25 protein-coding genes are annotated in these 23106 nt (G+C 66.0%); 8 read left to right on the top strand and 17 right to left on the bottom strand.

Annotated elements, in window-relative coordinates; translation table 11 throughout:
• Nucleotides 1-165: 165 nt before the first annotated feature.
• Nucleotides 166-480 carry a PRC-barrel domain-containing protein gene (locus tag U1701_RS14600; RefSeq protein ID WP_443026072.1) on the top strand — a complete coding sequence of 105 codons (315 nt, stop codon included), beginning with the start codon at nt 166-168 and terminating at the stop codon, nt 478-480.
• Here U1701_RS14600 and U1701_RS14605 read toward each other — a convergent pair.
• From U1701_RS14605 to uvrB, 3 genes are all read right to left on the bottom strand, one after another.
• Nucleotides 477-797, bottom strand: coding sequence for a HigA family addiction module antitoxin (locus tag U1701_RS14605; protein WP_332783308.1), 321 nt, complete (start codon nt 795-797; stop codon nt 477-479). The two genes, U1701_RS14600 and U1701_RS14605, sit on opposite strands and share 4 nt — an antisense overlap.
• Nucleotides 766-945 (bottom strand): type II toxin-antitoxin system RelE/ParE family toxin, encoded by a 180-nt coding sequence (locus U1701_RS14610; RefSeq protein WP_332783309.1) that lies wholly within the window; start codon nt 943-945, stop codon nt 766-768. The genes U1701_RS14605 and U1701_RS14610 overlap by 32 nt, the downstream gene beginning before the upstream one ends.
• A gap of 200 nt (nt 946-1145) precedes the next feature.
• Nucleotides 1146-3344, bottom strand: a complete 2199-nt coding sequence (gene uvrB, locus U1701_RS14615; RefSeq protein WP_332783310.1) for an excinuclease ABC subunit UvrB — start codon at nt 3342-3344, stop codon at nt 1146-1148.
• 141 nt (nt 3345-3485) lie between these two features.
• Between uvrB and U1701_RS14620 the strand changes: the two genes are divergently transcribed.
• Entirely contained in the window at nt 3486-5033 is a 1548-nt protein-coding gene (locus U1701_RS14620) for an amidase (protein WP_443026073.1), read from the top strand.
• Between the two features lie 61 nt (nt 5034-5094).
• On the opposite strand, the gene U1701_RS14625 is transcribed toward U1701_RS14620, so the two are convergent.
• Together U1701_RS14625 and U1701_RS14630 are read right to left on the bottom strand one after the other, a co-directional pair.
• On the bottom strand, nt 5095-5508 hold the full coding sequence (locus tag U1701_RS14625; protein WP_332783311.1) for a DUF4345 domain-containing protein: 414 nt from the start codon (nt 5506-5508) through the stop codon (nt 5095-5097).
• Nucleotides 5505-5963: a DUF2721 domain-containing protein gene (locus U1701_RS14630; RefSeq protein ID WP_332783472.1), complete on the bottom strand. Its 459-nt coding sequence runs from the start codon at nt 5961-5963 to the stop codon at nt 5505-5507. Before U1701_RS14630 ends, U1701_RS14625 begins: the two co-directional genes overlap by 4 nt.
• 98 nt (nt 5964-6061) lie before the next feature.
• Here U1701_RS14630 and U1701_RS14635 point away from each other — a divergent pair, with 98 nt between their 5' ends.
• Nucleotides 6062-7159 (top strand): GNAT family N-acetyltransferase, encoded by a 1098-nt coding sequence (locus U1701_RS14635; RefSeq protein WP_332783312.1) that lies wholly within the window; start codon nt 6062-6064, stop codon nt 7157-7159.
• Between the two features lie 20 nt (nt 7160-7179).
• Here the strand turns inward: U1701_RS14635 and U1701_RS14640 are convergent, their stop codons facing one another.
• A complete protein-coding gene (locus U1701_RS14640; RefSeq protein ID WP_332783313.1) occupies nt 7180-7518 on the bottom strand; it encodes a hypothetical protein in 339 nt (112 codons plus the stop codon).
• A 78-nt stretch (nt 7519-7596) separates the two neighbouring features.
• Nucleotides 7597-8277 carry a tRNA (guanosine(46)-N7)-methyltransferase TrmB gene (gene trmB / locus U1701_RS14645; RefSeq protein ID WP_332783314.1) on the bottom strand — a complete coding sequence of 227 codons (681 nt, stop codon included), beginning with the start codon at nt 8275-8277 and terminating at the stop codon, nt 7597-7599.
• Nucleotides 8278-8341: 64 nt separating this feature from the next.
• Between trmB and U1701_RS14650 the strand changes: the two genes are divergently transcribed.
• The 3 genes from U1701_RS14650 to U1701_RS14660 are packed head-to-tail and all read left to right on the top strand — an operon-like array spanning nt 8342 to nt 10397.
• Nucleotides 8342-9166, top strand: a complete 825-nt coding sequence (locus tag U1701_RS14650; RefSeq protein ID WP_332783315.1) for a formate/nitrite transporter family protein — start codon at nt 8342-8344, stop codon at nt 9164-9166.
• Nucleotides 9163-9816, top strand: a complete 654-nt coding sequence (locus U1701_RS14655) for a phosphatase PAP2 family protein (RefSeq protein ID WP_332783316.1) — start codon at nt 9163-9165, stop codon at nt 9814-9816. The genes U1701_RS14650 and U1701_RS14655 overlap by 4 nt, the downstream gene beginning before the upstream one ends.
• The gene (locus U1701_RS14660) at nt 9813-10397 is read left to right on the top strand and encodes an SOUL family heme-binding protein (protein WP_332783317.1); all 585 of its coding nucleotides are present in this window, start codon (nt 9813-9815) and stop codon (nt 10395-10397) included. The genes U1701_RS14655 and U1701_RS14660 overlap by 4 nt, the downstream gene beginning before the upstream one ends.
• Nucleotides 10398-10527: 130 nt before the next feature.
• Here U1701_RS14660 and metK read toward each other — a convergent pair whose 3' ends face one another.
• Together metK and lnt are read right to left on the bottom strand one after the other, a co-directional pair.
• Complete coding sequence (gene metK / locus U1701_RS14665) at nt 10528-11766, bottom strand: methionine adenosyltransferase (RefSeq protein ID WP_332783318.1); 1239 nt, start codon at nt 11764-11766, stop codon at nt 10528-10530.
• A gap of 73 nt (nt 11767-11839) precedes the next feature.
• Nucleotides 11840-13393, bottom strand: a complete 1554-nt coding sequence (gene lnt, locus U1701_RS14670) for an apolipoprotein N-acyltransferase (RefSeq protein ID WP_332783319.1) — start codon at nt 13391-13393, stop codon at nt 11840-11842.
• 206 nt (nt 13394-13599) lie between these two features.
• Here lnt and U1701_RS14675 point away from each other — a divergent pair, with 206 nt between their 5' ends.
• Both U1701_RS14675 and U1701_RS14680 read left to right on the top strand, forming a co-directional pair.
• Entirely contained in the window at nt 13600-14019 is a 420-nt protein-coding gene (locus U1701_RS14675; RefSeq protein ID WP_332783320.1) for a VOC family protein, read from the top strand.
• 8 nt (nt 14020-14027) lie between these two features.
• Nucleotides 14028-14330: a polyhydroxyalkanoic acid system family protein gene (locus U1701_RS14680; RefSeq protein ID WP_332783321.1), complete on the top strand. Its 303-nt coding sequence runs from the start codon at nt 14028-14030 to the stop codon at nt 14328-14330.
• 115 nt (nt 14331-14445) lie between these two features.
• On the opposite strand, the gene U1701_RS14685 is transcribed toward U1701_RS14680, so the two are convergent.
• The 8 genes from U1701_RS14685 to miaB all read right to left on the bottom strand — a co-directional run bounded on the left by U1701_RS14685 (nt 14446) and on the right by miaB (nt 23077).
• Nucleotides 14446-15771, bottom strand: coding sequence for a PQQ-dependent sugar dehydrogenase (locus U1701_RS14685; RefSeq protein ID WP_332783322.1), 1326 nt, complete (start codon nt 15769-15771; stop codon nt 14446-14448).
• A 136-nt stretch (nt 15772-15907) separates the two neighbouring features.
• Nucleotides 15908-18154, bottom strand: a complete 2247-nt coding sequence (katG, locus tag U1701_RS14690) for a catalase/peroxidase HPI (protein ID WP_332783323.1) — start codon at nt 18152-18154, stop codon at nt 15908-15910.
• A gap of 99 nt (nt 18155-18253) precedes the next feature.
• The gene (locus U1701_RS14695) at nt 18254-19156 is read right to left on the bottom strand and encodes a hemolysin family protein (RefSeq protein WP_332783324.1); all 903 of its coding nucleotides are present in this window, start codon (nt 19154-19156) and stop codon (nt 18254-18256) included.
• Nucleotides 19157-19165: 9 nt separating this feature from the next.
• Nucleotides 19166-19678 (bottom strand): rRNA maturation RNase YbeY, encoded by a 513-nt coding sequence (ybeY, locus tag U1701_RS14700; protein ID WP_332783325.1) that lies wholly within the window; start codon nt 19676-19678, stop codon nt 19166-19168.
• Nucleotides 19679-19687: 9 nt separating this feature from the next.
• Nucleotides 19688-20083: a type II toxin-antitoxin system VapC family toxin gene (locus U1701_RS14705; RefSeq protein WP_332783326.1), complete on the bottom strand. Its 396-nt coding sequence runs from the start codon at nt 20081-20083 to the stop codon at nt 19688-19690.
• Entirely contained in the window at nt 20080-20337 is a 258-nt protein-coding gene (locus tag U1701_RS14710; RefSeq protein ID WP_332783327.1) for a type II toxin-antitoxin system VapB family antitoxin, read from the bottom strand. Before U1701_RS14710 ends, U1701_RS14705 begins: the two co-directional genes overlap by 4 nt.
• Nucleotides 20338-20385: 48 nt before the next feature.
• Nucleotides 20386-21390 (bottom strand): PhoH family protein, encoded by a 1005-nt coding sequence (locus U1701_RS14715; protein WP_332783328.1) that lies wholly within the window; start codon nt 21388-21390, stop codon nt 20386-20388.
• A 370-nt stretch (nt 21391-21760) separates the two neighbouring features.
• Entirely contained in the window at nt 21761-23077 is a 1317-nt protein-coding gene (gene miaB, locus U1701_RS14720) for a tRNA (N6-isopentenyl adenosine(37)-C2)-methylthiotransferase MiaB (RefSeq protein WP_332783329.1), read from the bottom strand.
• Nucleotides 23078-23106: the final 29 nt, after the last annotated feature.

Consider the following 23106-nt stretch of genomic DNA (forward strand, 5'->3'; position numbering starts at 1 on the left):
ATGGCGGATGCGTCGAGTGCGCTCAACCCGCGGTAGCCGCGTCGTTTGGGGGAACCGTCGCACTCTGCTACCGGTTCAACGTCGCGAACGCTTTGGAGAATGCCCGTGTCCGATACCCCCGCCACCCCGACCCAGCTGCTCGTGCAGGCCAACATCTCGGGCACGATGAAGGTCGAGAGCCGCGATGGCGATTCAGTCGGTTCGGTCCATGCGTTCATGGTCCACAAGGGTACGGGCCGGGTCACGCACGCGGTGCTGAGCCTCGGCGGCTTCTTGGGCATGGGCAAGAGCTTCTACCCGCTGCCGTTCGCGCTGCTCCAGTTCGACGCGGTTCGCGACCTGTACATGGTCACGATCGACAAGCGCGTGCTGGAAGGCGGCCCGAGCTGGGCGAACCACGCGCCGGTGTTCGATCAGGCCTATGCCGACCGTGTCGCGAGCTATTATGGGTCGGGTAGCGAGAATCTGACGGTCGGTTAGGCCGCGCGCTTGGTAACGCGATTGAGTTCGTCGGCCCTAGCGAGCCAAGCTTCTTCCAAATCATAGTCATTCTGTAGACCGAGGAAGAAGCCCTCGCTCATCCCGAGATAGCGGGCGAGCCTGATGTCCGTATCCGCATTTATCGCTCCACGTGCCTCCAGCAGTTCGTTGATTCGGTCGATCGACAGGCCGGTACCAACGGACACGTCAGCGGTCGAGATTTCAGTGCCAATCAGAAAATCTTCGCGCAGAATGTCGCCGGGATGGACGTTGTCCAGCCGATCTTCACCCGCGATGATAGTCCTCGATCCGGACATCGTCCGCGCCTCCGTCACTCCAGCGGAAAGTGATCCGCCACTGGTCGTTGATGCGGACACTATATGTCCCTTTGCGGTTACCCTTCAACTCCTCGAACTGATTACCGCGGGGTTCTCGCAGTTCGCCGGGTTTAGAGATGCGGTTCACCTGACGAAGCTTTCGCAGGGCCGTCTGCTGGATGTCTGAAGGCAGCTTTTGGCTTCGCTAACCATGTCAAATGCGTTCGGTTTCTGGATCGTAGAAACTGTGTATCACGACGCGCTCCGTTCAATAGCGCGTCCTATGGATCGCAGAATTGGATCAATGTCACCCGGAAAATCTCGATAAAATTCCGCGTGACAACACAGTTACCTCGACCGCGATCCCCCCATCCGCATCTTCTGACTCTTCCCGTAGCGCGTCTTGCGCGTCCCCGGCTTGCCCTCGTTGCTGCGGCCCATCATTGGCGCCTTCTGCTCGTCGACGGGCAGGCCCAGTTCCTCGCTCTCCAGCTGGCGGATCTCGTCACGCAAACGCCCCGCGGTCTCGAATTCGAGGTCGCTGGCGGCTTTGCGCATCTGTTTTTCGAGGTCTTCAATATAGGCGCGCAGATTGTGGCCGACCATGTGCGGGCGGTCCTCGTCGATCGGGATCGTGACCTGGTCGCCGCTCGCGACGTGCGCGATGATGTCGCCGATGTTGCGCTTGATCGTGGTCGGCGTGATGCCGTGTTCGGTGTTGTACGCGACCTGCTTCTCGCGGCGCCTGCCGGTCTCGTTCATCGCGCGCTCCATCGAGCCGGTGATGCGGTCGGCATAGAGGATCACGCGCCCGTCGACGTTGCGCGCGGCACGGCCGATCGTCTGGATCAGCGAGGTTTCGCTGCGCAGGAAGCCTTCCTTGTCCGCATCGAGGATCGCGACCAGCCCGCACTCCGGGATATCGAGACCCTCGCGCAGCAGGTTGATGCCGATCAGCACGTCGTACACTCCGAGCCGCAGGTCGCGGATCAGCTCGATACGCTCCAGCGTCTCGACGTCGCTGTGCATGTAGCGGACCTTGATCCCCGCCTCGTGCATATATTCGGTGAGATCCTCGGCCATCCGTTTGGTGAGCGTGGTCACCAGCGTGCGATACCCCGCTTCGGTCGTCTTGCGCGCCTCGACGATCAGGTCCTGGACCTGTTCCTCGACCGGCTTGATCTCGACGGGCGGGTCGATCAGCCCGGTCGGGCGGATGACCTGTTCGGCGAAGACGCCGCCAGTCTGCTCCATCTCCCACGATCCCGGCGTCGCCGAGACATAGGTGGTCTGTGGGCGCATCGCGTCCCATTCGTTGAAGCGCAATGGCCGGTTGTCGATCGCGCTCGGCAGGCGGAAGCCATATTCGGCGAGCGTCAGTTTGCGCCGGTGATCGCCGCGCGACATGCCGTTGATCTGGCCGATCGTGACGTGGCTCTCGTCGACGAACAGCAACGCATTGTCGGGAAGGTATTCGAACAGTGTGGGCGGCGGCTCGCCCGGCATGCGGCCGGTCAGGAAGCGGCTATAATTCTCGATCCCCGCGCAACTGCCGGTCGCGGCGATCATCTCCAGATCGAAATTGGTGCGCTGCTCGAGCCGCTGCGCCTCCAGCAGCTTGCCCTCGATCATCAGTTCCTTCAGCCGCTCGGTGAGCTCGTGCTTGATCGCCTCACCCGCCTGTTTCAGCGTCGGCCCCGGCGTCACATAATGCGAATTCGCATAGATGCGGATCGAGTTGAGGCTGGCGATCTTGCTGCCGGTCAGCGGATCGAACTCGGTGATCTCCTCGATATCGTCGCCAAAGAAAGACACCCGCCACGCGCTGTCCTCGTAATGCGACGGGAAGATTTCGAGCGTGTCGCCCTTCACGCGGAAATTGCCGCGTTGGAACGCGGCGTCGTTGCGCTTGTATTGCAGCGCGACGAGCTTCCGGACGATCTCGCGCTGGTCGACGGTCGTGCCCTTCTTCAGGTCGAAGATCATCGCCGAATAGGTCTCGACCGATCCGATGCCGTACAGGCACGACACTGAGGCGACGATGATCACGTCGTCGCGCTCTAGCAATGCACGTGTCGCCGAATGGCGCATCCGGTCGATCGACTCGTTGGTCGAGCTTTCCTTCTCGATGTACGTGTCCGACCGCGCGACATAGGCCTCGGGCTGGTAATAGTCGTAGTAGGAAACGAAATATTCGACCGCGTTGTTCGGAAAGAACGACTTCATCTCGCCGTACAACTGCGCCGCCAGGATCTTGTTGGGCGCGAGGATGAGCGCGGGGCGCTGAACCGCCTCGATCACCTTGGCGACGGTGAACGTCTTGCCCGAGCCGGTGACGCCCAGCAGCACCTGATCCTTTTCAGCGTCGTTAACGCCCGCGACGAGTTCAGCAATCGCACCAGGCTGGTCGCCGCTCGGGGTGTATTCGCTGACGAGTTCGAACCGCTTGCCGCCTTCCACCTTGTCGGGGCGTGCGGAGGGGCGATGGGGGACGAAGGTCTCGCCGGTTTCGGGCTCGGCGAGGCTGGTGCGAATCTGGATGGCCATAGCGCTGGAATATGGGTGGAGTGGAACGAAGGCGCAACGCGTGGCGAACGATCGAAACTGTACGCTTGGCGGAGAACGCGATCATCGATAGCGTAAACCTATAAAAACGAAGGGGACCCTATGCGCCGTCTGATGCTCGCGATGCTGTTCGCCACCGCAGTGCCCGTGGCGGCAAAGACGGTGCCGGTCGAGGAACGCTCGATCGATCAGCTCCAGGCGGACATGGCCGCGGGAAAAGCGTCGAGCGTGGACCTGACCCGCGCCTATCTGGCGCGGATCGCCGCTATGGATCGCAAGGGACCAAGCTTGCGCAGCGTGATCGCGCTCAACCCCGATGCGCTGGCGCAGGCCAAGGCACTCGATGTTGAGCGCAAGGCCGGGCGGGTGCGCGGGCCGCTTCACGGCGTGCCGGTGCTGATCAAGGACAATATCGAGACGTTGGACGCGATGCCGACGACCGCGGGCAGCTTGGCGCTGAAATCCAATATCACCCGCCGCGACGCGCCGGTTGTGGCGCAACTCCGTGCGGCGGGTGCGGTGATCCTCGGTAAGACCAACCTCAGCGAATGGGCGAACATCCGCTCGACCCGGTCGATGAGCGGGTGGAGCGCGGTCGGCGGGCTGGTCCGCAACCCCTATGCGCTCGATCGTACCGCGTGCGGATCTTCGAGCGGGTCGGGCGCGGCGATCGCGGCAAGCTTCGCCGCTGCGGCGGTTGGGACCGAGACCGACGGCTCGGTCGTCTGCCCGGCGTCGATCAACGGGCTGGTCGGGCTGAAGCCGTCGATCGGGCTCGTCAGCCGCACGCATGTCGTGCCGATCAGCCACAGTCAGGACACGCCTGGGCCAATGGCGCGCAGCGTCCGCGACGTCGCGACGATGCTGTCGGCGATGGTCGGCGCCGATCCGGCGGATGCGGCGACCGCGGGGGCGGTGAAGCGCGACTACACCGCCGGCCTGTCGGCGAGCGCGCTGTCCGGCCTGCGGATCGGCGTGATCCGGCCGGAGATGACCGCGGACGTCGCCGCGCGCTACCAGGTGGCGCTCGACACGCTGAAGGCGGCGGGCGCGGTTCTGGTCGAGGTCAAGCAGCCCAAGCTCGAGGGCATCGGCGAGGCCGAACTTCTGGTACTACAGACCGAGCTCAAGGCCGATCTCGACACCTATCTCCGGAGCAGCCCTGCGCCGATCGCGACACGGACGCTCGATCAGGTGATCGCGTTCAACACCGCCAATGCGACGACCGAAATGCCGTTCTTCGCGCAGGAAACCTTCGAGGCAGCCGCGAAGACCAAGGGGCTTGGTGACCCGGCGTATCTGGCCGCGCGGGCGAAGTCGCTGCGACTGGCAGGCGCCGAGGGGATCGACGCGATGCTCAGGGCGGCGGGGGCGAGCGTGCTGGTCGAGCCGACCTATGGTCCGGCGTGGCTCAGCGAACCGGTGTATGGCGACCAATATGGCGGTCCGAGTTCGAGCGAATTGCCGGCGATCGCGGGCTATCCGAACCTCACCGTGCCGATGGGGCTGGTGCGCGGGCTGCCGGTCGGGCTGTCGTTCATCGCGACCAAGTTCGGCGAGGGCGTCGTGCTGGGCGCGGGCTATGCGTACGAGCAGCGGGCAAAGGCGCGCGTGGCGCCGCGGTATCTGCCGACTGCGGACGTCGGCCCAGGAGTTGACGCGGTGCGGTAAGCCAACCAACCCCGACCGTCACCCCAGCCTTCGCTGGGATGACGAATAGGCGCAGCCGGCGTTACACCGCCGGCGTCCGCCTCGCAAAATTCCACTGCCATAGCATCAGCAACGGCACGACCACCGTCTCCATCCCCAAGCCCAGTACATGCCCCTTCGACGGCACCCCCACCGCCAGTAGCGACACCAACCGCGACAGGCCGCCGACGACGATCAAACCGCCGAGCAATCGAAACCGCGAACCTTTGCGTTCGATATCCGGAATGCAGCTAACGAACCCGAGGCCGGTGGCAAAGAAGATCCCCGAGATATAGCGGAAATGGCTATCCAGATCGCGCGGCACGTCCGTCAGATGGCCGAACGGCGCGGGGCCGTGCAGCACGCCTTGGCCGCCGACGATCAGCGGCAAGAGGCAGGCCACCGCGATCACCGCCTGCAACAGACGCTTCTCCGCGATAGTGCTTGTCGGCGTCACTTCATCTTCTCCAGCAGTTCCGGGCGGATCCGGAATGCGCGCAGCGAGATGCGCACCTCGACCATGAACGCGACCAATGCGGCGATCAGCAGCAGCATCGCGCCGATGAACGCGATCGCGACGTAGCGGCCGAGGTGCAGCTTGGCCAAGCTGCCGACGAACAGCAACGCGATCAGCAGGCAGGTCATGATCGCGCTGGTCACCGACAGGAACAGCGCGGCGTTGATGATCGTCATCCGCCGGTCGAGCAGCCGCAACTCGCTGACATGACGGTCGTGCTCGGGCCCCGAACTGCTCGGATGAAGCTGTTCGAGTTGTCGCGCGCGGTCGATCACGCGCGAGAGGCGGCCGGCGAGGACGTTGAGCAACTGGCCGATGCCCGCCAGCATGAATACCGGCGCCAGCGACAGCTGGATGGTCTGCGCGATCGATGAGATGGCCGGGATTTGAAGCATGTAATCCATCATGTCGCCAAACGCCGCGCGAAGGAAGTCAGGCGCGCGACGGATCTGCAGCCACGACTTGGTAACCCGGCATAGGCTATGCAGCGGGCGTGACGAAACCCATGCTCCTCGCCGACTTCGTGCGCCTGCCGCCGGCGATCCAGGCCGAGGTCGTCGTCGGCCTGTCCGCGGCGATCGACACCGTCGCGGCCAGCGCGTCGGCAAGCCATGCCTTCCTGCGCTATGGCTGGTACGCCGCCGCGCTCGCCGCTTATGGCGGGCAGGCGCGGACGCTGGTGGTGAGCGAGGACGACGCCCCCGTGCTGGCGATGCCGTTCGTGCCCATGGGACCGTCCTGGCTAGGCATGGCGACGGTGCCGGGCTGCTACTGGCCGTTCCGCAGCTTCGGGCTGGTGCTGGGGACGAGCGACGCCGCGCTGAAGCGCGCGCTCGCGACGCTCGGGACCCAGGTGAACGGCATCCGCATCGGCCCCGTCTATGACGGCGATCCGGCGGTGACGCCGCTGATCGCGGCGGCGCGCGCGAGCGGCTGGATCGCGGTCGATCGGTATATCGGCGAAAGCTGGTCGCTCGATCTCGCACCCATCGTCGACGGCCAGCCCTGGCCGCGCAACTCGACGCTGCGCAAGAACCGCTTCCACGAAAAGCATCTGGCCGAACACGGCGCTCCCGATTGGCGCTTCCTGCGCGGGGCCGACTGGCCCGCCGGGTTCGAGGCATTGGCCGCGATCGAGGACAAGAGCTGGATCGCGTCGGCCACCGACCGCAGCGACATGAAGTTCACGCAGAGCGGCCACATCGCCTTTTGGCAGGCCGCGGTCGCCGATCCCGTGCTGGCCGACATGTTCCGCGCCGCATTGCTCAGCGTCGGCGGCGCGCCGGCGGCCTTTTCGTTCGACATTGACACCGGCGCAATGCTCTACGCGATCGCGAACAGCTACGACCCCGCCTATGCGAAGCATTCCCCCGGTAAGCTGCTCTATTGGCGCAACCTGGTCGCGGCGATGGGCCGCGGCGTGGGTCGCGTCGATTGGGGTGCGGGCGACAGCGGCTACAAGCAGGTCATCGGCGCGCGCGAGGACGCGATGATCCGCGACTGGCTATTGTTCCGCCCCGGCCTACCCGCGGTCGCCGCACGCGTGTTCGGCGGGCTGTGGCGCCGCAGCGGGCATCAGCGCCGCACCTAGCGGAACAGGGTGCACGGCGATCAGCGCTGCTTCTTCGTCGTGGTCGCGGTGAAATCGGCATCCTTGTTCGCCACCCAGTCGACGAACTTGCGCACGGCGGGGTTGGCCAGCAGCCCCTCGACGTCCAGCCCGTGGCGCTGCAGTTCCGAATTGGTGAAATTGGCCGTCAGCGTCTGCTGACAGATCGGGTGCATGGGCACGACGTCACGGCCGCCACGACTTTTGGGCACGGGGTGGTGCCACACCATGATCTTGCCGACAGGCCGTCCGCACAGCCAGCAACGCACCACCTCGGCCGGCGGTTCGTCGTCGCGCTCCTGGTCTTCGTACGGGCCGTGTTTCGAATGCTTGCGGGCCATGGGTCGAACTTCCCCGATCGTGCCGGCGTCCCGGTCGTGAGCGTTTCAAGGCGGATCTGCAGGCGATGCGTGCCGGGTTCAGATCCGCAGGTAGCGGAAGTACCACACCTCATGCCCGTGCCGGCGCGCTTTCCGCTCGTAGCGCGTCTCTGGCCAGTCGTCGGGGCGCACCAGAAAGTCCTGCGGGGTCTTGGCCTGCCAGGCGAAATCGCGGCGCGCGTTCATCACCATCATCGCCCAGCGGCAATAGGTCGGGTCGTCGGTGCCCAGTCGGAATTCGGCACCGGGTTGCAGCTTGGCGGCGATCGCGTCGAGCGGGCCGTGGTTGACCATCCGCCGCTTGGCGTGGCGCGCCTTGGGCCAGGGATCGGGATGCAGCAGATAGACGCGCGACAGGCTTGCATCGGGCATCCGCTCGATCACCTCAAGCGCGTCGCCCATGTGCAGCCGGACATTGTTCAGCCCGCCGTCGCGGATATGGCCGAGCGCGCCGACCACGCCGTTGAGGAACGGCTCGCACCCGATGAAACCGGTGTCGGGATGCGCCGCAGCCTGTCCGGCCAGATGTTCGCCCGCGCCGAACCCGATCTCGAGTTGCAGCGGCCGGTCATCGCCGAACAGCGTCTGCGCATCCAGCGCGCCGGTCTCGGGCACCGACAGGTCGGCGAGCGTCGTTTCGACGAGGGCGGATTGGCCGGCGCGCAGCTTGTGGCCCTGGCGACGGCCATAGAGGCGGCGAATGGTGGCGGGATCGTTCATCGCCGGGCGCCTTAACGGCAACCCGCGACGGAGCAAAGCGCCCTGCCGTCCGTTGCAAGGCCTGATGGCCGATCAATCCACTCCAAGCCCACCCAAAGACGATGTCGATGCGCTCAAGTCCGCCGACGCCAAGACGCTGCATCAGGCGGTGCGCGAGGCGGGCGAGGACGAGCTCGACCGGCCGACGAGCTCATTGTTCTTTTCCGGCCTTGCCGCCGGGCTGGCGATATCGAGCTCGCTGATCGCGGAAGGCGCGCTTCACGCCGCTCTGCCCGATGCGTCATGGCGCGAGGTGGTGGTGGCGATCGGCTATCCGATCGGGTTCCTGATCGTCATTCTCGGCCGGATGCAGCTGTTCACCGAAAGCACGATCAGCGCGATGCTGCCGCTGATCACCAAACCGTCGGGCCGGGCGCTGCGACGCACGCTGCGGCTGTGGGGCGTGGTGATCGCGGCCAACCTGATCGGCACCGCGATCGCCGCCGGTGCGATCGCCGCGGGGCTGCTGGGCGGCAACGCATTGCGCGCGGCGATGCTGGACGTGTCGATGGCGCTGACCGAACATTCGGCTGGGGGCACGCTGGTCAACGCGATCCCCGCGGGGTTCCTGATCGCGATTCTCGCCTGGTCGCTGCCCAATGCGCGCAGCCAAGCGTTCCAGGTGATCTTCGCGATCGCCTATGTCGTGGCGATCGGCGGGTTCAGCCATTCGATCGTCGGATCGGCCGAAGCGTTCCTGCTATTGTTCGCCGGCAAGATCGGACTGGCCCAGGCCGTCGGGGGGATCGTGTTGCCGGCGATCGTCGGCAATTTGGTAGGCGGCGCCGGCGTGTTCGCGCTGCTGGCGCATGCCCAGGTCCGCGGCGAAATGAAGGAAGGCCAGGAATGACCACGGGAAAGACGACGGCGAAGCAGGCCGTGAAGACGGTCGTCGACGCGGACGAACGCGCCACGCACAAGGCCGCCCGCCATCGCGACGCGCCGCTGATCAAGGCTGGTGGCCTGCTAGCCGAGCTCGGCGATCAACCGCAAATGATCGCCACGTCGGTGGGCACCGCGCTGGTCGGGTTGGCGATGAAGCGCTCGGATCTGGTCCGCGGCGGCCTGCGCATGTTGACGGCGCATATCGTCGCGACCGCAGTCAAGAACGCCATTAAGCACTCGGTCGACCGGGCGCGGCCCGAAAAGGCGATCGACGACGGCGAGACCGTATTCGCACCGGGCGAAAGCCGCGACCACGACCTGACCTCGTTCCCGTCGGGTCACACCGCGGGCGCGGTCGCCGTCGCCCGCGCGGTTTCGCGCGATGTCGACGGCGCCGCGGTCCCAGCGGCGCTGATCGCCACCGGCATCGCCGCCGCGCAGCCGCTCAACGGCAAGCATTACCTGACCGATCTGGTCGCTGGCGCCGCGGTGGGATGGGTTGCGGAAGCTCTGGTCAGCACGGTGTTCGACCGCGTTGCGCCGCCGATCGAGGACGCTGCGCAAACCGTCGGAGTCGGCCCGACCCAGGCTTCAACGTCGGAGTGCGTGGCATGAAAAGTCGAGAGATTCTAGGCTGGGGGGCGCTCGGATTGGGTCTCGCGACCGCGGTAACGGGAGGGCTGGGCTTGTACGAACGGAACCTCGAACAGCCTGTCTATTCGGTGATCGAGCAGGACGGCGCGTTCGAACTACGTGACTACGCCGCGGTGCTCGTCGCGGAAACCGCCGTCACGGGCCAGCGAAGCTCCGCACTCAGCGCCGGGTTCAACCGGCTGGCAGGCTATATCTTCGGCAACAAACAGGAAAAGATCGCGATGACCGCGCCGGTGTTTTCGGACGGCGCGAACGGCGTTTGGCGGACCCGCTTCGTCATGCCCGGACGTTTCACCGCCGCGACGCTGCCCGACATGCCGGACGGGGTCACCGCCGCCGAGCTCCCCGCGCGCCGTATGGCAGCGCTCCGCTTCAGCGGCTTGGGTGGCGACGCGAAGCTTGCCGAACAGGAGGCACGCCTGCGCACGTGGCTGACCGGGCGGGGCCTGGACGCGACCGGTGATGCGGTGGTCGCCTTCTACAACTCGCCGTTCGTGGCCCCGCCGTTTCGACGCAATGAGGTGATGATTATGGTGAAGTGACGGCGTCAGTCACGCATCAGAGACCTCGTTGGATCGCGTGGATAGTTAAGCGAATTGTTAAACCGATCGGCGTTCCCAGATCATCTGGCAGCAAAAGGCCCCCACCGGACGTCCGGCGGGGGCTCTTGTATCATAGCAATCTAGCCGAAGACCAGGCCACCGCGGCCTTCAGCTTGTCGATCAGGTCGGTCTTTTCCCAAGTGAAGAAATCACCTTCAGGCTCGCGACCGAAATGGCCGTACGCTGCCGACTTCTTGTAGATCGGGGCGTTGAGCTTCAGGTGCTCGCGGATGCCCTTCGGCGTCAGGCGGACCAGCTTGGGGAGGACCGCCTCGAGTGCGGATTCCTCGACGGTGCCGGTGCCGTGCAGGTCGACATAGACCGACAGCGGCTCGGCGATGCCGATCGCGTAGCTCAGCTGGATCGTGCAGCGGCGCGCGAGGCCGGCGGCGACGACGTTCTTGGCGAGGTAGCGCGCGACATAGGCCGCCGAACGGTCGACCTTGGTCGGATCCTTGCCGCTGAACGCGCCGCCGCCATGCGGGGCGGCACCGCCGTACGTGTCGACGATGATCTTACGGCCGGTGACGCCGGCGTCGCCATCGGGACCGCCGATCTCGAACGCGCCGGTTGGATTGATGTAGATCGCGGTGTCATCCGAGATGAAGCCCGCGGGCAGCACGTCGTTGAACACGCCCATGACATAGTCGCGCAGCACGGCGTATTTCGCCGGATCGGGGTTCTGGCCCTTTTCGGAATAGCCCGGTGCGTGCTGAGTCGAAACCACCAGCGCGGTTGCGCGAACCGGCTTCTCGTCCTCATATTCCAGCGTGACCTGGCTCTTGGCGTCGGGCTCGAGGAACGGCGCGGCGCCCGAATGGCGGTCGGCGGCCATCCGCTCGAGGATCTTGTGGCTGTAGTAGAGCGTGGCCGGCATCAAACCGGGGGTCTCGTCGGTCGCATAGCCGAACATGATGCCCTGATCGCCGGCGCCCTCGTCCTTGTTGCCGCTCTCGTCGACGCCCATCGCGATCTCCGCGGACTGGCCGTGGAGGTTGTTGTGGAACGCGAACGTCTCCCAGTGGAAGCCGGTCTGGGCGTAGCCGATGTCCTTGACCGTCTGCCGCACCGCCGACTCGATCTCGTCGAGCACGCCGGGCGCCCACTCGCCATCCTCATAGATGCCCTTGCCGCGAATTTCACCGGCCAGGACGACGAGCTGCGTGGTGGTCAGCGTCTCGCAGGCGATGCGCGCCTGCGGGTCCTTGGCGAGGAACAGATCGACGATGGTGTCGGAAATCTGGTCGGCGACCTTGTCGGGATGGCCTTCGGAAACCGATTCGGAGGTGAAGAGAAAGGACTTGCGCATAGGACCTCGCGGCTAGGGCTCCGGCCCGGCCAGCGGGTTCGGAGCGACATATAAGGAAAGCTTTATATGATCTCTAGCGCTGCCGACGGCGCAGGGCAACGGCCATCGCGAGCAGCAGCCCGGCGACGATCGCGGCCATCGCGTTGCCGACGCGGCTGAACAGCGTGGGAACGAGCGCGGGGGGGATGGGCAGTTCTACCGCGCCAGCGGTTTCGTGCGGCACGGTCGCGAGCAGGCGGCCGTCGGCGGCGATGATCGCGGAAATGCCGGTGGGGGTCGCGCGGACGATCGGCAACCCTTCCTCGATCGCGCGCATCCGCGCCTGCGCCAGATGCTGCGGTGGCCCCCAGCTGCCGAACCAGGCGTCGTTCGACGGGTTGAACAACAGCCGCGGACGGTGCGCGCGGTCGACCACCTGGCCCGAAAAGATGATCTCGTAGCAAATCTGCATCCCGATCGTGCCAAAGCCGGGCAGTACGAGGTTGCCGGCGCCTGCGCCCGAGGTGAAGTCGATGTCGCCGGGGACGAGTCGCGCGAGGCCGAGCGGCTTCAGCAGCCACGGCATCGGGAGATACTCGCCGTAGGGCACAAGGTGCGCCTTGTCGTAGCGGCCGCGCAGCCGCGCCTGCGCGTCGAGCGCGAACACCGAGTTGGCCGCGCCCGAAATCCGGTCCTCGCGGTCGAATTCCAGCGCGGTGCCGCCGGTCAGCAGGATGTCGTTCGGCCCCAGCAGTCGTGCGATGCGGCGGCGCAGGTAGAGCGGGCTCGACCATTCATAGGCGTAGAAGGGGTAGCCGTCCTCGAGATAGTCGCGGACGACGCCTTCGGGCCAGACGATCAGGCGCGGCTGGGGGCCGGGCTTGCCGGAAATCTTCTCCAGTGCGGAGAGGACGCGTTCGCCGTCGGAGTCGCTGCGGTCCTCCTGGCCGATATCGGGCTGCACGACGCGGACCAGCGGGGTGCCGGGCGCGGCGGCGGGTGCGTCGGTCCACAGCGCCGACAGCGCGGAGAGCCCGAGCACGGGAAAGACGATCGCGGAGAGCGCGAAGCGGCGGCGGACGACCAACAGGAGCGCACCGGCGGCAAGGATCGTGACGCCGGACAGCGCGTAGGTGCCGACCCAGGCGGAGAGTCGCGCGACGCCGATCACGGGGAGCCAGGCGACGCTCAGCGGATCCCAGGCGTAGCCGGTGAACAGCGTCGCGCGCAGCCATTCGGTTGCGATCCAGGCCGCGGCGAAGACGAGGACGAAGGCCGGGTCGAGATCGCCCCGGCGCGCGATCCGCCAGGCGAGCGTCGCGGCGAGCATCGGGAAGATGGCCAAGTACAGCGCCAGCCCGACCGCGGCGAAATAGCCGAGCACCGGCGGCATCGCATCCTGGAAGTCGAAGGCGTGCTGGAACCAGTTGTTGTTGACGGTGAAATGGCCGAGCCCGAACAGCCACCCGCGCGCTGCGGCGCCGCGCCAGCTTGGGGCCGCGTGGACCAGGCCGATCCACGCGGCGAAGGCGGCGAGCGTCAGCGGCCACAGATCGAGCGGCGCGAAACCGGTCGCGGCGATCGCGCCGAGGAGGACGCTGGCTAGGGCTGGGCCGACGGCGGGGGAGGCGAGCAGGGAGCGGGTCACGGGGGTGCTATGGGGATGGGAAGGGATTCGGGCAATGTTAGTGGCTCTCCCAGGCGCCGTTCGTCATCCCAGCGAAGGCTGGGATCTCCCGGTTCGGGCCGCGGTGCTTTCCACGGGGAGACCCCAGCCTTCGCTGGGGTGACGGAATGGGGATAACGGCGGGGGAGGGGAGTGACGCCCCCCACCCTTCACGGTATCACCACCTCATGACCCTGCGCCCGTTCCATCTCGCCTTTCCCGTCCACGATCTCGCCGCGGCGCGTGCATTTTATTGCGGCACGCTGGGGTGCGCCGAGGGGCGCAGCAGCGAGGCGTGGATCGACTTCGACCTGTTCGGGCATCAGATCGTCGCGCATCTCGATCCGTCGGCGAAGGCGGTCGTGGTTTCGAACCCGGTCGATGGGCACAGCGTCCCGGTGCCGCATTTCGGCGTCGTGCTGACGATGTCCGACTGGGAGATGCTGTCCGAACGCGTTGCCGCGGCGGGCGTGACGTTCGGCATTGCGCCGCATATCCGCTTCAAGGGGCAGGTCGGCGAGCAGGCGACGATGTTCTTTTGCGACCCCTCCGGCAACGCTCTCGAGTTCAAGGCGTTTGCTGACGACGCGCAGATTTTCGCGCAGTAAGGATTCTTATGGCCAACCCGATCTCACTCGATATCCCGCACAGCCTCGGCAAGCAGGCGGTCCGCCAGCGGCTTGAAGGCGGCGTCGGCCAGATCGCGTCGAAGATTCCCGGCGGCGGGCATGTCGATCACCGCTGGGAGGGTGACACAATGCATTTCTCCGTCCAGGCGATGGGGCAGACGATCGCGAGCACCGCGACGGTGTTCGAGGACAAGGTCCACGCGGTTGTCGACCTGCCCGGCATCCTCGGGCTGTTCGCGAGCAAGATCAAGGGCGCGATCGAGCGCGAAGCGCCGAAGTTGTTGAAATAGCCCGTTTCAAATACCCTCGTCACCCCGGGCTCTACCCGGGGTCCCGCTTATTTTTTCGACCGGACAAAAAGCGGGACCCCGGGTCAAGCCCGGGGTGACGGGCCTTGAGGCGGGACTACCGCGCGCTGACGCGCCAGATGCGGTTGCCGACGTCGTCGGCGACCAGCAGCGCACCGGTCTTGTCGGTGATCACGCCCACCGGCCGCCCCTGCGCCTTGCCGTCCTTGTCGAGGAAGCCGCCCAGCACGTCGACGGGCTTGGTGTTCGGGGTCGGGAAACCGCTGGCGGCGAACGGGATGTAGACGACCTTGTAGCCCGACACCGGCTTTCGGTTCCACGAACCATGCTCGCCGACGAAAGCGCCGTTGGCGAAGCGCGCGCCCAGCTTAGCGTCGGCCGAGAAGGTCAGGCCCAACGCGGCCACATGGGGTCCGAGCGCGTAGTCGGGACGCTTCGAATATTCCTGAAGCGCCGGGTTCTTGGGCTCAACGCGGGCATCGGGGTAGCCGCCCCAATAATACCAGGGCCAGCCGAAATGATCGCCGAACTCGATCTGCGTCAGGTAATCGGGCGCGAGATCGGAGCCGAGCTGGTCGCGTTCGTTGACGACGGTCCAGAGCTGCTTCGACGTCGGGTTAATCGCCATGCCGTTGGGGTTGCGAAGGCCGGCGGCGTAGATCCGCCAGTTCTTGTCGGCAGGCCAGACTTGCAGAATGTTGGCGCGATACTTTTCGGCCTCCATGCCGTTCTCGGCGATGTTCGATGACGAACCCACCGAGACGTACAGCGTCTTGCCGTCCGCTGCGGTGATGACGTTGCGCGCCCAATGGTTGCCGCCGGGGTTGAGCTTGATGACGAGCTCGGGCTTGGCGGTGATCTTCGTTGCGCCTTCGGTATAGGGCACACGGACCAGCGCGTCGGTGTTGGCGATATAGAGCTGACCGTCGAGCAGCGTCATCCCGAACGGCGAGTTGAGCCCGGTCATGAACGCGGTCTTGGTCTCTGCAGTGCCGTCGCCGTCGGCGTCGCGGAGCAGCGTGATGCGGTTGGCGGACGGCGAGCCGGCGCCCGCGCGGCCCATCAGGATCTTCATCACGAAGCCGGTGATCCCGCCACCCTCGCGCGGCGGCGAGTTGGTCTCGGCGACCAGCACGTCGCCGTTGGGCAAGCGGTACATCCAGCGGGGGTGATCGAGGCCGATGGCAAACGGCTGCACCTTCAGCCCGGCGGCGGGGGTTGGAGCGGCGTTGCCCTGCCAGCCGACCACCTTGGCGACATCGACGGTCGGGATGGACTGGATGCGCGGGGCGCTGATGTCGGGGCGCTTGCCGGTGACGGCGTCGAGCGGCAGCTGCGCCGTGTCGGGCCAGGCGAGGTACGTGACGCCCGCGGCGATCACGAGCAGGATCAAGCCGAGGACGATGAGGATGTGTTTGCGCATCGTATTGAGATAGGGCCCTGCGTGGCGGCGCGGAAGGGCTTATTCTTATGCTGTTCTCCCGCGAAAGCGGGAGCCCAGGGTTGCACGCGCTGCTGCCCGTGGCCCTGGGCTCCTGCCTTCGCAGGAGCACGGTGGCTTACGCGACCGCGGGCGTGCCGCGAACGTGACCCGAGGACAGGTCGAAGCGATCGGCGTTCATCACCTTGGTCCAGGCCCAGACGAAGTCCTTGACGAACTTCGGGCCGGCGTCGGCCGAGGCATAGACCTCCGCCAGTGCGCGGAGCTGCGAGTTCGCGCCGAACACCAGATCGGTGCGCGAGGCGGTCCACTTCTGCTCACCGGTCTCGCGCAACGTGCCGAGATATTCCTCGTCGCTCTCGTCGCTGAGCTGCTTCCACGCGGTCTGCATGTCGAGCAGATTGACGAAGAAGTCGTTGGTCAGCTGACCCTTGCGATCGGTGAACACGCCGTGATTCTCGGCCTTGGGGTGGTTCGCGCCGAGCACGCGAAGCCCGCCGACGAGAACCGCCATTTCCGGGCTGCTGAGCCCGAGCAGCTGCGCACGGTCGACCAGCAATTCTTCGGTCGGGACGCTGAACTTGACCGAGAGATAGTTGCGGAAGCCGTCGGCCTGCGGTTCGAGCACGTCGAAGCTCGCGGCATCGGTATGCTCGGCCGAGGCGTCGGTGCGACCGGGTTCGAACGGCACTTCGATTTCGGTGCCGGCCGCCCTGGCCGCCGCCTCGATCCCGACCGAACCGCCGAGCACGATCAGGTCCGCGATCGAGACCTTTTTCGCGCCCTTGCCGTCGAAGTCCGCCTTGATGGCTTCGTACGCCGACAGCACCTTGGCGAGCTGCTCGGGCTGGTTGACCTCCCAGTCCTTCTGCGGCGCAAGACGGATGCGCCCGCCATTGGCACCGCCGCGGTGATCCGACTGGCGATAGGTCGAGGCCGAAGCCCACGCAGTCGTGACCAGTTCCGCGATCGTCAGGCCAGACGCAGTGATCGCCTGCTTGAGCGCGGGCACATCGCTCGCGTCGATCTGCGGATAGTCGGCGGCGGGGATCGGATCCTGCCAGATCAAATCCTCGCTGGGCACCTCCGGCCCGAGATACCGGACGCGGGGACCCATGTCGCGGTGGGTCAGCTTGAACCACGCGCGGGCGAAGGCATCGGCGAATGCGGCTGGATCCTGCTGGAACCGGCGGCTGATCTCGAGATACTTCGGATCCTTCTTCAGCGCCATGTCCGCGGTGGTCATCATCGTGGGGACGCGCTTGCCCGCCGTGTGCGCCGCCGGGGCGAGCGTCTCGTCAGGGTTGCCGACCGGCTGCCACTGGTGCGCGCCGGCGGGGCTCTTCACGAGTTCGTACTCGTGGTCGAGCAGCATGTCCCAATAGGTGTTGTCCCAGGTGATCGGCGTCGGCGTCCATGCGCCCTCGATACCGCTGGTGATCGTCTCGTCGCCCATGCCGGTGCCGTGCGTCGACACCCAGCCAAGCCCCTGCGTAGCGATGTCCGCGCCTTCGGGTTCGACACCGACGAGCTTCGGATCACCCGCACCGTGCGCCTTGCCGAAGGTGTGGCCGCCAGCGGTCAGCGCGACGGTTTCCTCGTCGTTCATGCCCATCCGTGCGAACGTCTCGCGCATGTCGCGCGCCGAGCCGAGGGGGTTCGGGCAGCCGCCGGGACCTTCCGGATTGACGTAGATGAGCCCCATCTGGATCGCGGCGAGCGGATTTTCGAGCGCGCGGCCCGATTCTTCCTCGATCCGGGTGTCGCCGAGCCATTCCTGCTCGGTGCCCCAGTAAATGTCCTTCATCGGCTCGAACACGTCCTGACGACCGCCGCCGAAGCCGAAGGTCGGGCCGCCCATCGATTCGATCGCGACGTTGCCCGCCATGATGAAGAGATCGGCCCAGCTGAGCTTCTGGCCGTATTTGGACTTGATCGGCCACAACAGGCGACGCGCCTTGTCGAGGTTGCCGTTGTCGGGCCACGAGTTCAGCGGCGCGAACCGCTGAGAGCCCGACGACGAACCGCCGCGGCCGTCCCCGGTGCGATAGGTGCCGGCGCTGTGCCACGCCATACGGATGAAGAACGGGCCGTAATGTCCGTAGTCCGCCGGCCACCAGGGCTGGCTGTCGGTCATCAGCGCGGTGAGATCGGCCTTTACGGCGGCGTAATCGAGGCTGTTGAAGGCCGCGGCATAGTCGAAGTCGTCACCCATCGGGTTGCCCGACAGGCCGTTCTGCTGGAGAATTTCGAGACTGAGCTGGTTCGGCCACCAATCGCGGTTGGTGCGGCCGAGGAGCGATCGAAGCGCTGCGGGTTCCTTGTTCGGATCGCTCAGCGGGCTGCCTTCAGTGATTGCGTCCATGATCCTGTCTCCTGTTGGTCGTTCGCTGGTTGTCGTTGTGGGCCATCTTTCGTGACCTAGGAAACGACTTAATATTGTCGATGTAAGCGAGCCACTCGATCAGGCGTCCACATCCTCCGGTTCTGGACGAGGCGGATGGAGCCGTAGCCGGTTGACCCGGCGTTCGTCGGCATCGGTGACTTCGAGCTTCCAGCCGCTGGGGTGGTCGACGCATTCGCCGACCTGCGGGACGTGCCCGGCCAGCAGCGCGGCGAGACCGCCCAGCGTGTCGATGTCGCCGTCCACCTCGGCCAGGCGCGGGTCGATGAGTTCGGCGGCATCCTCCAGCTCGGCGCGCGCGTCGGCGTCCCAAGCGCCGCCGTCGAGCGGGGTCAGCAGCACCTGCGGCGCTTCGTCATGCTCGTCCTCGACCTCGCCGACGATCTCCTCGATCAAGTCCTCGAAGGTGACGAGGCCTTCGGTACCCGAATATTCGTCGAGCACGATGGTCAGGTGGACATGCTTCTGGCGCATGTCGGCCAGCAGATCGAGCGCGCCGCGCGACATGGGGGCGTAGAGCGGCTCGCGGATCAGACCGGCGATCGAAGCGGGGTGCTCGGCGCCGGTCGCCAGGATGTTGAAGACGTCCTTGATGTGCACCATCCCGATGATCGTATCGAGATTGTCGCGATAGACCGGCAGGCGGCTGTGCCCGGCATCGGCGAACAGCGCGACGAGATTGGCGAAGCTGGTACCTTCCTCGACCGCGACGATGTCCGCGCGGGGCACGCCGACGTCGCCCGCATCGCGCTCGCTGAAGTGGAGCAGGTTGCGGACCATCTGCCGTTCGAGCGGGGTGAGGTCACCCTTCGCATCGGGGGCGGGGTCGCCTTCGTGGCGGTCGATCGCGTCTTCAAGCTGGTCGCGCAACGATTCGTCCTGCGCGCCGAAGATCAGGCTCTTCAGCCCGCGCCAGATACTGTCGTTACTGTCGCCGGGCGCGGCGTTGGGGGCTTCGGCCATTGCGGTCGTTCAGTCCTCGCGAATGAGATACGGGTCGTGCAGACCGAGCGCGTGGAGCGCGTCGCGTTCGATCTGCTCCATGCCGTCGGCTTCGTCGTCGTCAATATGGTCGTATCCTAGCAGATGCAGCACGCCGTGCACCACCAGATGTGTGGCGTGATCCTCGACGGAGATGCCGCGTTCGGCCGCTTCGGCAACGCAGACGCCGTGGGCGAGGACGATGTCGCCGAGCAGGACTTCGCCGTCGTCCGAATTCTGGCTGATAGTCTCGAGCAGGTCGGCCTGAACCATCGGAAAGCTGAGGACGTTGGTCGGCTTGTCCTTCTGGCGATATTGCTTGTTGAGCGTGTGGACCTCGTCGTCAGAGGTCAGGCGGATCGAGATTTCCACCGTCGATGGCAGCGTCAGCAGCTGGCCGTGCGGTGTGCGTTCGAGTGCGGCGGTCGCGGCGCGGAGCGCGAGCGCGTCCCAGTCGGTGGTGTCTGACCAGGGCGGGTCGAAGGACAGTTCGATGGCGAGCATGGGGTTCCTTCAGGCCAGGTCGGTCAGGGCGAAATCGTCGCCCTTGTAGAGAAGTTCCGCGCCGTTGGTCCTGGCACAGGCGTAGGCGAAGCAATCGCCCATGTTGAGGCGGGCTGGGTGGCGGCCTTTCCCGTAACGTGCTGCCGCGATGACCGCTTCGCGGCCTTCGCTTTCGCCGATGGGGACGAGGCGAAGGCCGGCTTCGTATACAAAGCTTGCGACTGCGTCCGCGGCCTCCTGGAGACTGATGCCTCGTAACCGGGCAATAGCTTGTGCGGCTTCCCACGCGCCGACGGCGCAATAGCAACGGTCATTGTGCGATTCGATGATATCGGCGAACACGTCGGCCTCCGGTTCGCCGTACACGATCGCGACGATGGCGGATGCGTCGACGAGAATGGTCAATCGTCTTCTTCGTCGTTCAGCGAATCGTAGAACGCCTTGTCCGCTTCGAGTCCGGTCGGCTCGCCCAGTGGATGCGCCTCACGCCAGGCGCGGAGCCGTTCGCGCATAGGCACTACCGCAGCAGCCGGGGACAATTCCGCTTTGCGCTTCCGCAGAAGATCGCGGACGACTTCGGTTTTCGTGACGCCGAGTCGGGCCGCGAGTTCGGTTGCGAGCTCGGCGGTTTCATTGTCCTTGATATAGAGAGATGCCATTATCGGTCTCCGGGGATATCCCGAATATAATCCGGGATATCCTTCGCATCAAGACTCATTGCCTTCATACGCTTCGACGATCCGGCCGACGATCGGATGTCGGACCACGTCGCCCGCGGTGAAGCGGCAGATCGAGAGCGCCTCGACACCCTCCAGCCGGACCACCGCGTCGGCCAGGCCCGAGGCGCCGACGCCGCCGGGGATGTCGACCTGTTTCGGATCGCCGCAGATTACCATGCGGCTGTTCTCGCCGAAGCGGGTCAGGAACATCTTCATCTGCGCCGGCGTCGTATTCTGCGCCTCGTCGAGGATGATGAACGCATCCGCCAGCGTGCGGCCGCGCATGAAGGCGATCGGGGCGATCTCGATCTCGCCGCTGGCGATGCGGCGTTCGACCTGCTCGGCGGGCAGGCAGTCGTTGAGCGCGTCGTACAGCGGGCGGAGATAGGGATCGACCTTCTCCTTCATGTCGCCGGGCAGGAAGCCCAGTTTCTCGCCGGCTTCCACCGCAGGGCGCGAGAGGATCAGGCGCTGGATGCTGCCGGTGATGAGCTGCTGCACCGCCTGTGCGACGGCGATATAGGTCTTGCCGGTGCCCGCCGGTCCTAGCGCGAAGATGATGTCGTTGTTGACCAGCTCGCGCATGTAATGGGCCTGCGCTGGGGTGCGCGGGACGATCGTCTTTTTCCGCGTGCGGATCATGATCGGCGGGGCGCCACCGCCACCGGCGTCGGCGCGGATGATGCCGGTGAGCGTCGGTTCGGCGGCCATTGCGATCGAGGCGTCGACGAGGCCGGTGTCGATATCCTCGCCGCGCTGGATGCGGGCATAGAGATCGTGGAGCACGTCGCGCGCCATCGCGACCTGTTCGGCGGTGCCCTCCAGGCCGATCTTGTTGCCGCGGGCGGTGATGTAGACCCCGAGACGGTTTTCAAGCGCGACCAGATTCTGGTCGTACTGGCCGAAGAGACGGGAGAGCGCCTGCGGCTTGTCGAACAGAAGTTCGATGCGGCTGCGTTCACCGGGCTGGGCGGGGACGGGCTTGCGGCTCATGCGGTCCTTTCAGGACAGGGGAAAGCGCGAATGTTGTGAATGTTGAGACGATAACGCGGTTTCGGCACTGGAGATGAGGGGTGCGGAGGGCGCGTTCAACCGGTGCCGACCGGCGGGGCCAAAAAGGGTTGAGTCGCGCGGGCGCAGCTGCATCGGGAGTGAGTTTGGCAGGTTGGGCGGGTGTAGGACAGCTTCTTTTTTCGAAGCATCCGTCCCCGCGTCACCCCGTCCGCCTATTACCCTGCACCCCGTCACCCCGGCCCTGAGCCGGGGTCCCGCTTCTTCTTCGTCGCCGAGGTAGCGGGACCCCGGGTCAAGCCCGGGGTGACGAAAGGTTGGGGTAACGGCGTGACGGGTGACGGCGTGTTGGTCAGGCCGCCGCGCGCATTGCCAGCACGCCGGCCAGGCTGTTCGGATCCGCCCGGACCAGATCGACCGAGACCAGGTCGCCGATCGCCGCGTCGGTGATCAGATGCACCGATTGCAGCCAGGGCGACTTGCCGATCAGCTGGCCGGGCAGTTTGCCCGGGCGTTCGAGCAGCACGTCGCAGGTGCGGCCGACGCTGTTCGCGTTGAACGCCTGCTGGTCGCGGTTGAGCGCGGCCTGGAGGCGCTGGAGGCGGTCGTCCATCACCGCTTCCGTAATCTCGTCGGGCATGGCTGCGGCAGGCGTGCCCGGGCGTGCGCTGTATTTGAAGCTGTACGCCTGCGCATAGCCGACCGCATCGACCAGGCTCAGCGTGTCGGCGAAGTCGGCTTCGGTCTCGCCGGGGAAGCCGACGATGAAATCGCCCGACAGCGCGATGTCGGGGCGGACCGCGCGGAACCGGTCGAGCAGGCGCAGATAGTCGTCGCGGCCGTGGCTGCGGTTCATCGCCTTCAGGATGCGCGTGCTGCCGGATTGGACGGGCAGATGGAGGAACGGCATCAGGCTCTCGACGTCGCCGTGCGCGTCGATCAGGCCCTGGCGCATGTCGTTAGGGTGGCTGGTGGTGTAGCGGATGCGCGCGAGGCCGGGGATGCGGTCGAGCGCGCGGATCAGGTCATGGAGACCGCGTCCGTCGTCGTCCCAAGCGTTGACGTTCTGGCCGAGCAGCGTGATCTCGCGCGCGCCGGCATCGACCAGCGCCTTCGCCTCGTCGACGATCGCCGCGAACGGGCGGCTGACCTCGGCGCCGCGGGTGTAGGGGACGACGCAATAGGTGCAGAATTTGTCGCAGCCTTCCTGCACGGTCAGGAACGCCGACGGCGCGACTTTCCGCCGGGCCGGGAGCGCGCCGAATTTGGACAGGATCGGCATGTCGGTGTCGAGCGACGGCGTGCCCGCGGCGGCGCTGGCCACGAGCGCGGGGAGGTTGTGATAGGCCTGCGGGCCCACCACGACGTCGACCTTGGCGCGCGTGAAAATCTCGGGACCTTCGGCCTGCGCCACGCAGCCGGCGACCGCGATCATCGGGGTGCGGCCATGCTTTCGCCCCGCGTCCTTCCGCAGCCGGCCGATGTCCGAATAGACCTTTTCCGTGGCGCGTTCGCGGATGTGGCACGTGTTCAGCACGACGAGATCGGCATCGGCGGCATCGACTTGAGTCAGGCCGTCGGCGGCCATCAGTTCGGCCATGCGCTCGCCGTCATAGACGTTCATCTGGCAGCCGAAGGATTTGACGTGGAAGGTTTTGGGGGAGGACATGGGCGGCTCCTTACCAAATCCTCCCCTGC

Source organism: Sphingomonas rhamnosi, assembly GCF_036663615.1.
Lineage (GTDB): Bacteria > Pseudomonadota > Alphaproteobacteria > Sphingomonadales > Sphingomonadaceae > Sphingomonas.

Bases quoted from the DNA above. Each gene is read 5' to 3' on its own strand.
- U1701_RS14600 (WP_443026072.1), top strand. From the start codon at position 166: ATGAAGGTCGAGAGCCGCGATGGCGATTCAGTCGGTTCGGTCCATGCG.
- U1701_RS14605 (WP_332783308.1), bottom strand. From the start codon at position 797: ATGTCCGGATCGAGGACTATCATCGCGGGTGAAGATCGGCTGGACAAC.
- uvrB (WP_332783310.1), bottom strand. From the start codon at position 3,344: ATGGCCATCCAGATTCGCACCAGCCTCGCCGAGCCCGAAACCGGCGAG.
- U1701_RS14620 (WP_443026073.1), top strand. From the start codon at position 3,486: ATGCTGTTCGCCACCGCAGTGCCCGTGGCGGCAAAGACGGTGCCGGTC.
- U1701_RS14630 (WP_332783472.1), bottom strand. From the start codon at position 5,963: ATGCTTCAAATCCCGGCCATCTCATCGATCGCGCAGACCATCCAGCTG.
- U1701_RS14640 (WP_332783313.1), bottom strand. From the start codon at position 7,518: ATGGCCCGCAAGCATTCGAAACACGGCCCGTACGAAGACCAGGAGCGC.
- trmB (WP_332783314.1), bottom strand. From the start codon at position 8,277: ATGAACGATCCCGCCACCATTCGCCGCCTCTATGGCCGTCGCCAGGGC.
- U1701_RS14650 (WP_332783315.1), top strand. From the start codon at position 8,342: ATGGCCGATCAATCCACTCCAAGCCCACCCAAAGACGATGTCGATGCG.
- U1701_RS14655 (WP_332783316.1), top strand. From the start codon at position 9,163: ATGACCACGGGAAAGACGACGGCGAAGCAGGCCGTGAAGACGGTCGTC.
- U1701_RS14660 (WP_332783317.1), top strand. From the start codon at position 9,813: ATGAAAAGTCGAGAGATTCTAGGCTGGGGGGCGCTCGGATTGGGTCTC.
- metK (WP_332783318.1), bottom strand. From the start codon at position 11,766: ATGCGCAAGTCCTTTCTCTTCACCTCCGAATCGGTTTCCGAAGGCCAT.
- U1701_RS14675 (WP_332783320.1), top strand. From the start codon at position 13,600: ATGACCCTGCGCCCGTTCCATCTCGCCTTTCCCGTCCACGATCTCGCC.
- U1701_RS14680 (WP_332783321.1), top strand. From the start codon at position 14,028: ATGGCCAACCCGATCTCACTCGATATCCCGCACAGCCTCGGCAAGCAG.
- U1701_RS14685 (WP_332783322.1), bottom strand. From the start codon at position 15,771: ATGCGCAAACACATCCTCATCGTCCTCGGCTTGATCCTGCTCGTGATC.
- katG (WP_332783323.1), bottom strand. From the start codon at position 18,154: ATGGACGCAATCACTGAAGGCAGCCCGCTGAGCGATCCGAACAAGGAA.
- U1701_RS14695 (WP_332783324.1), bottom strand. From the start codon at position 19,156: ATGGCCGAAGCCCCCAACGCCGCGCCCGGCGACAGTAACGACAGTATC.
- ybeY (WP_332783325.1), bottom strand. From the start codon at position 19,678: ATGCTCGCCATCGAACTGTCCTTCGACCCGCCCTGGTCAGACACCACC.
- U1701_RS14710 (WP_332783327.1), bottom strand. From the start codon at position 20,337: ATGGCATCTCTCTATATCAAGGACAATGAAACCGCCGAGCTCGCAACC.
- U1701_RS14715 (WP_332783328.1), bottom strand. From the start codon at position 21,390: ATGAGCCGCAAGCCCGTCCCCGCCCAGCCCGGTGAACGCAGCCGCATC.
- miaB (WP_332783329.1), bottom strand. From the start codon at position 23,077: ATGTCCTCCCCCAAAACCTTCCACGTCAAATCCTTCGGCTGCCAGATG.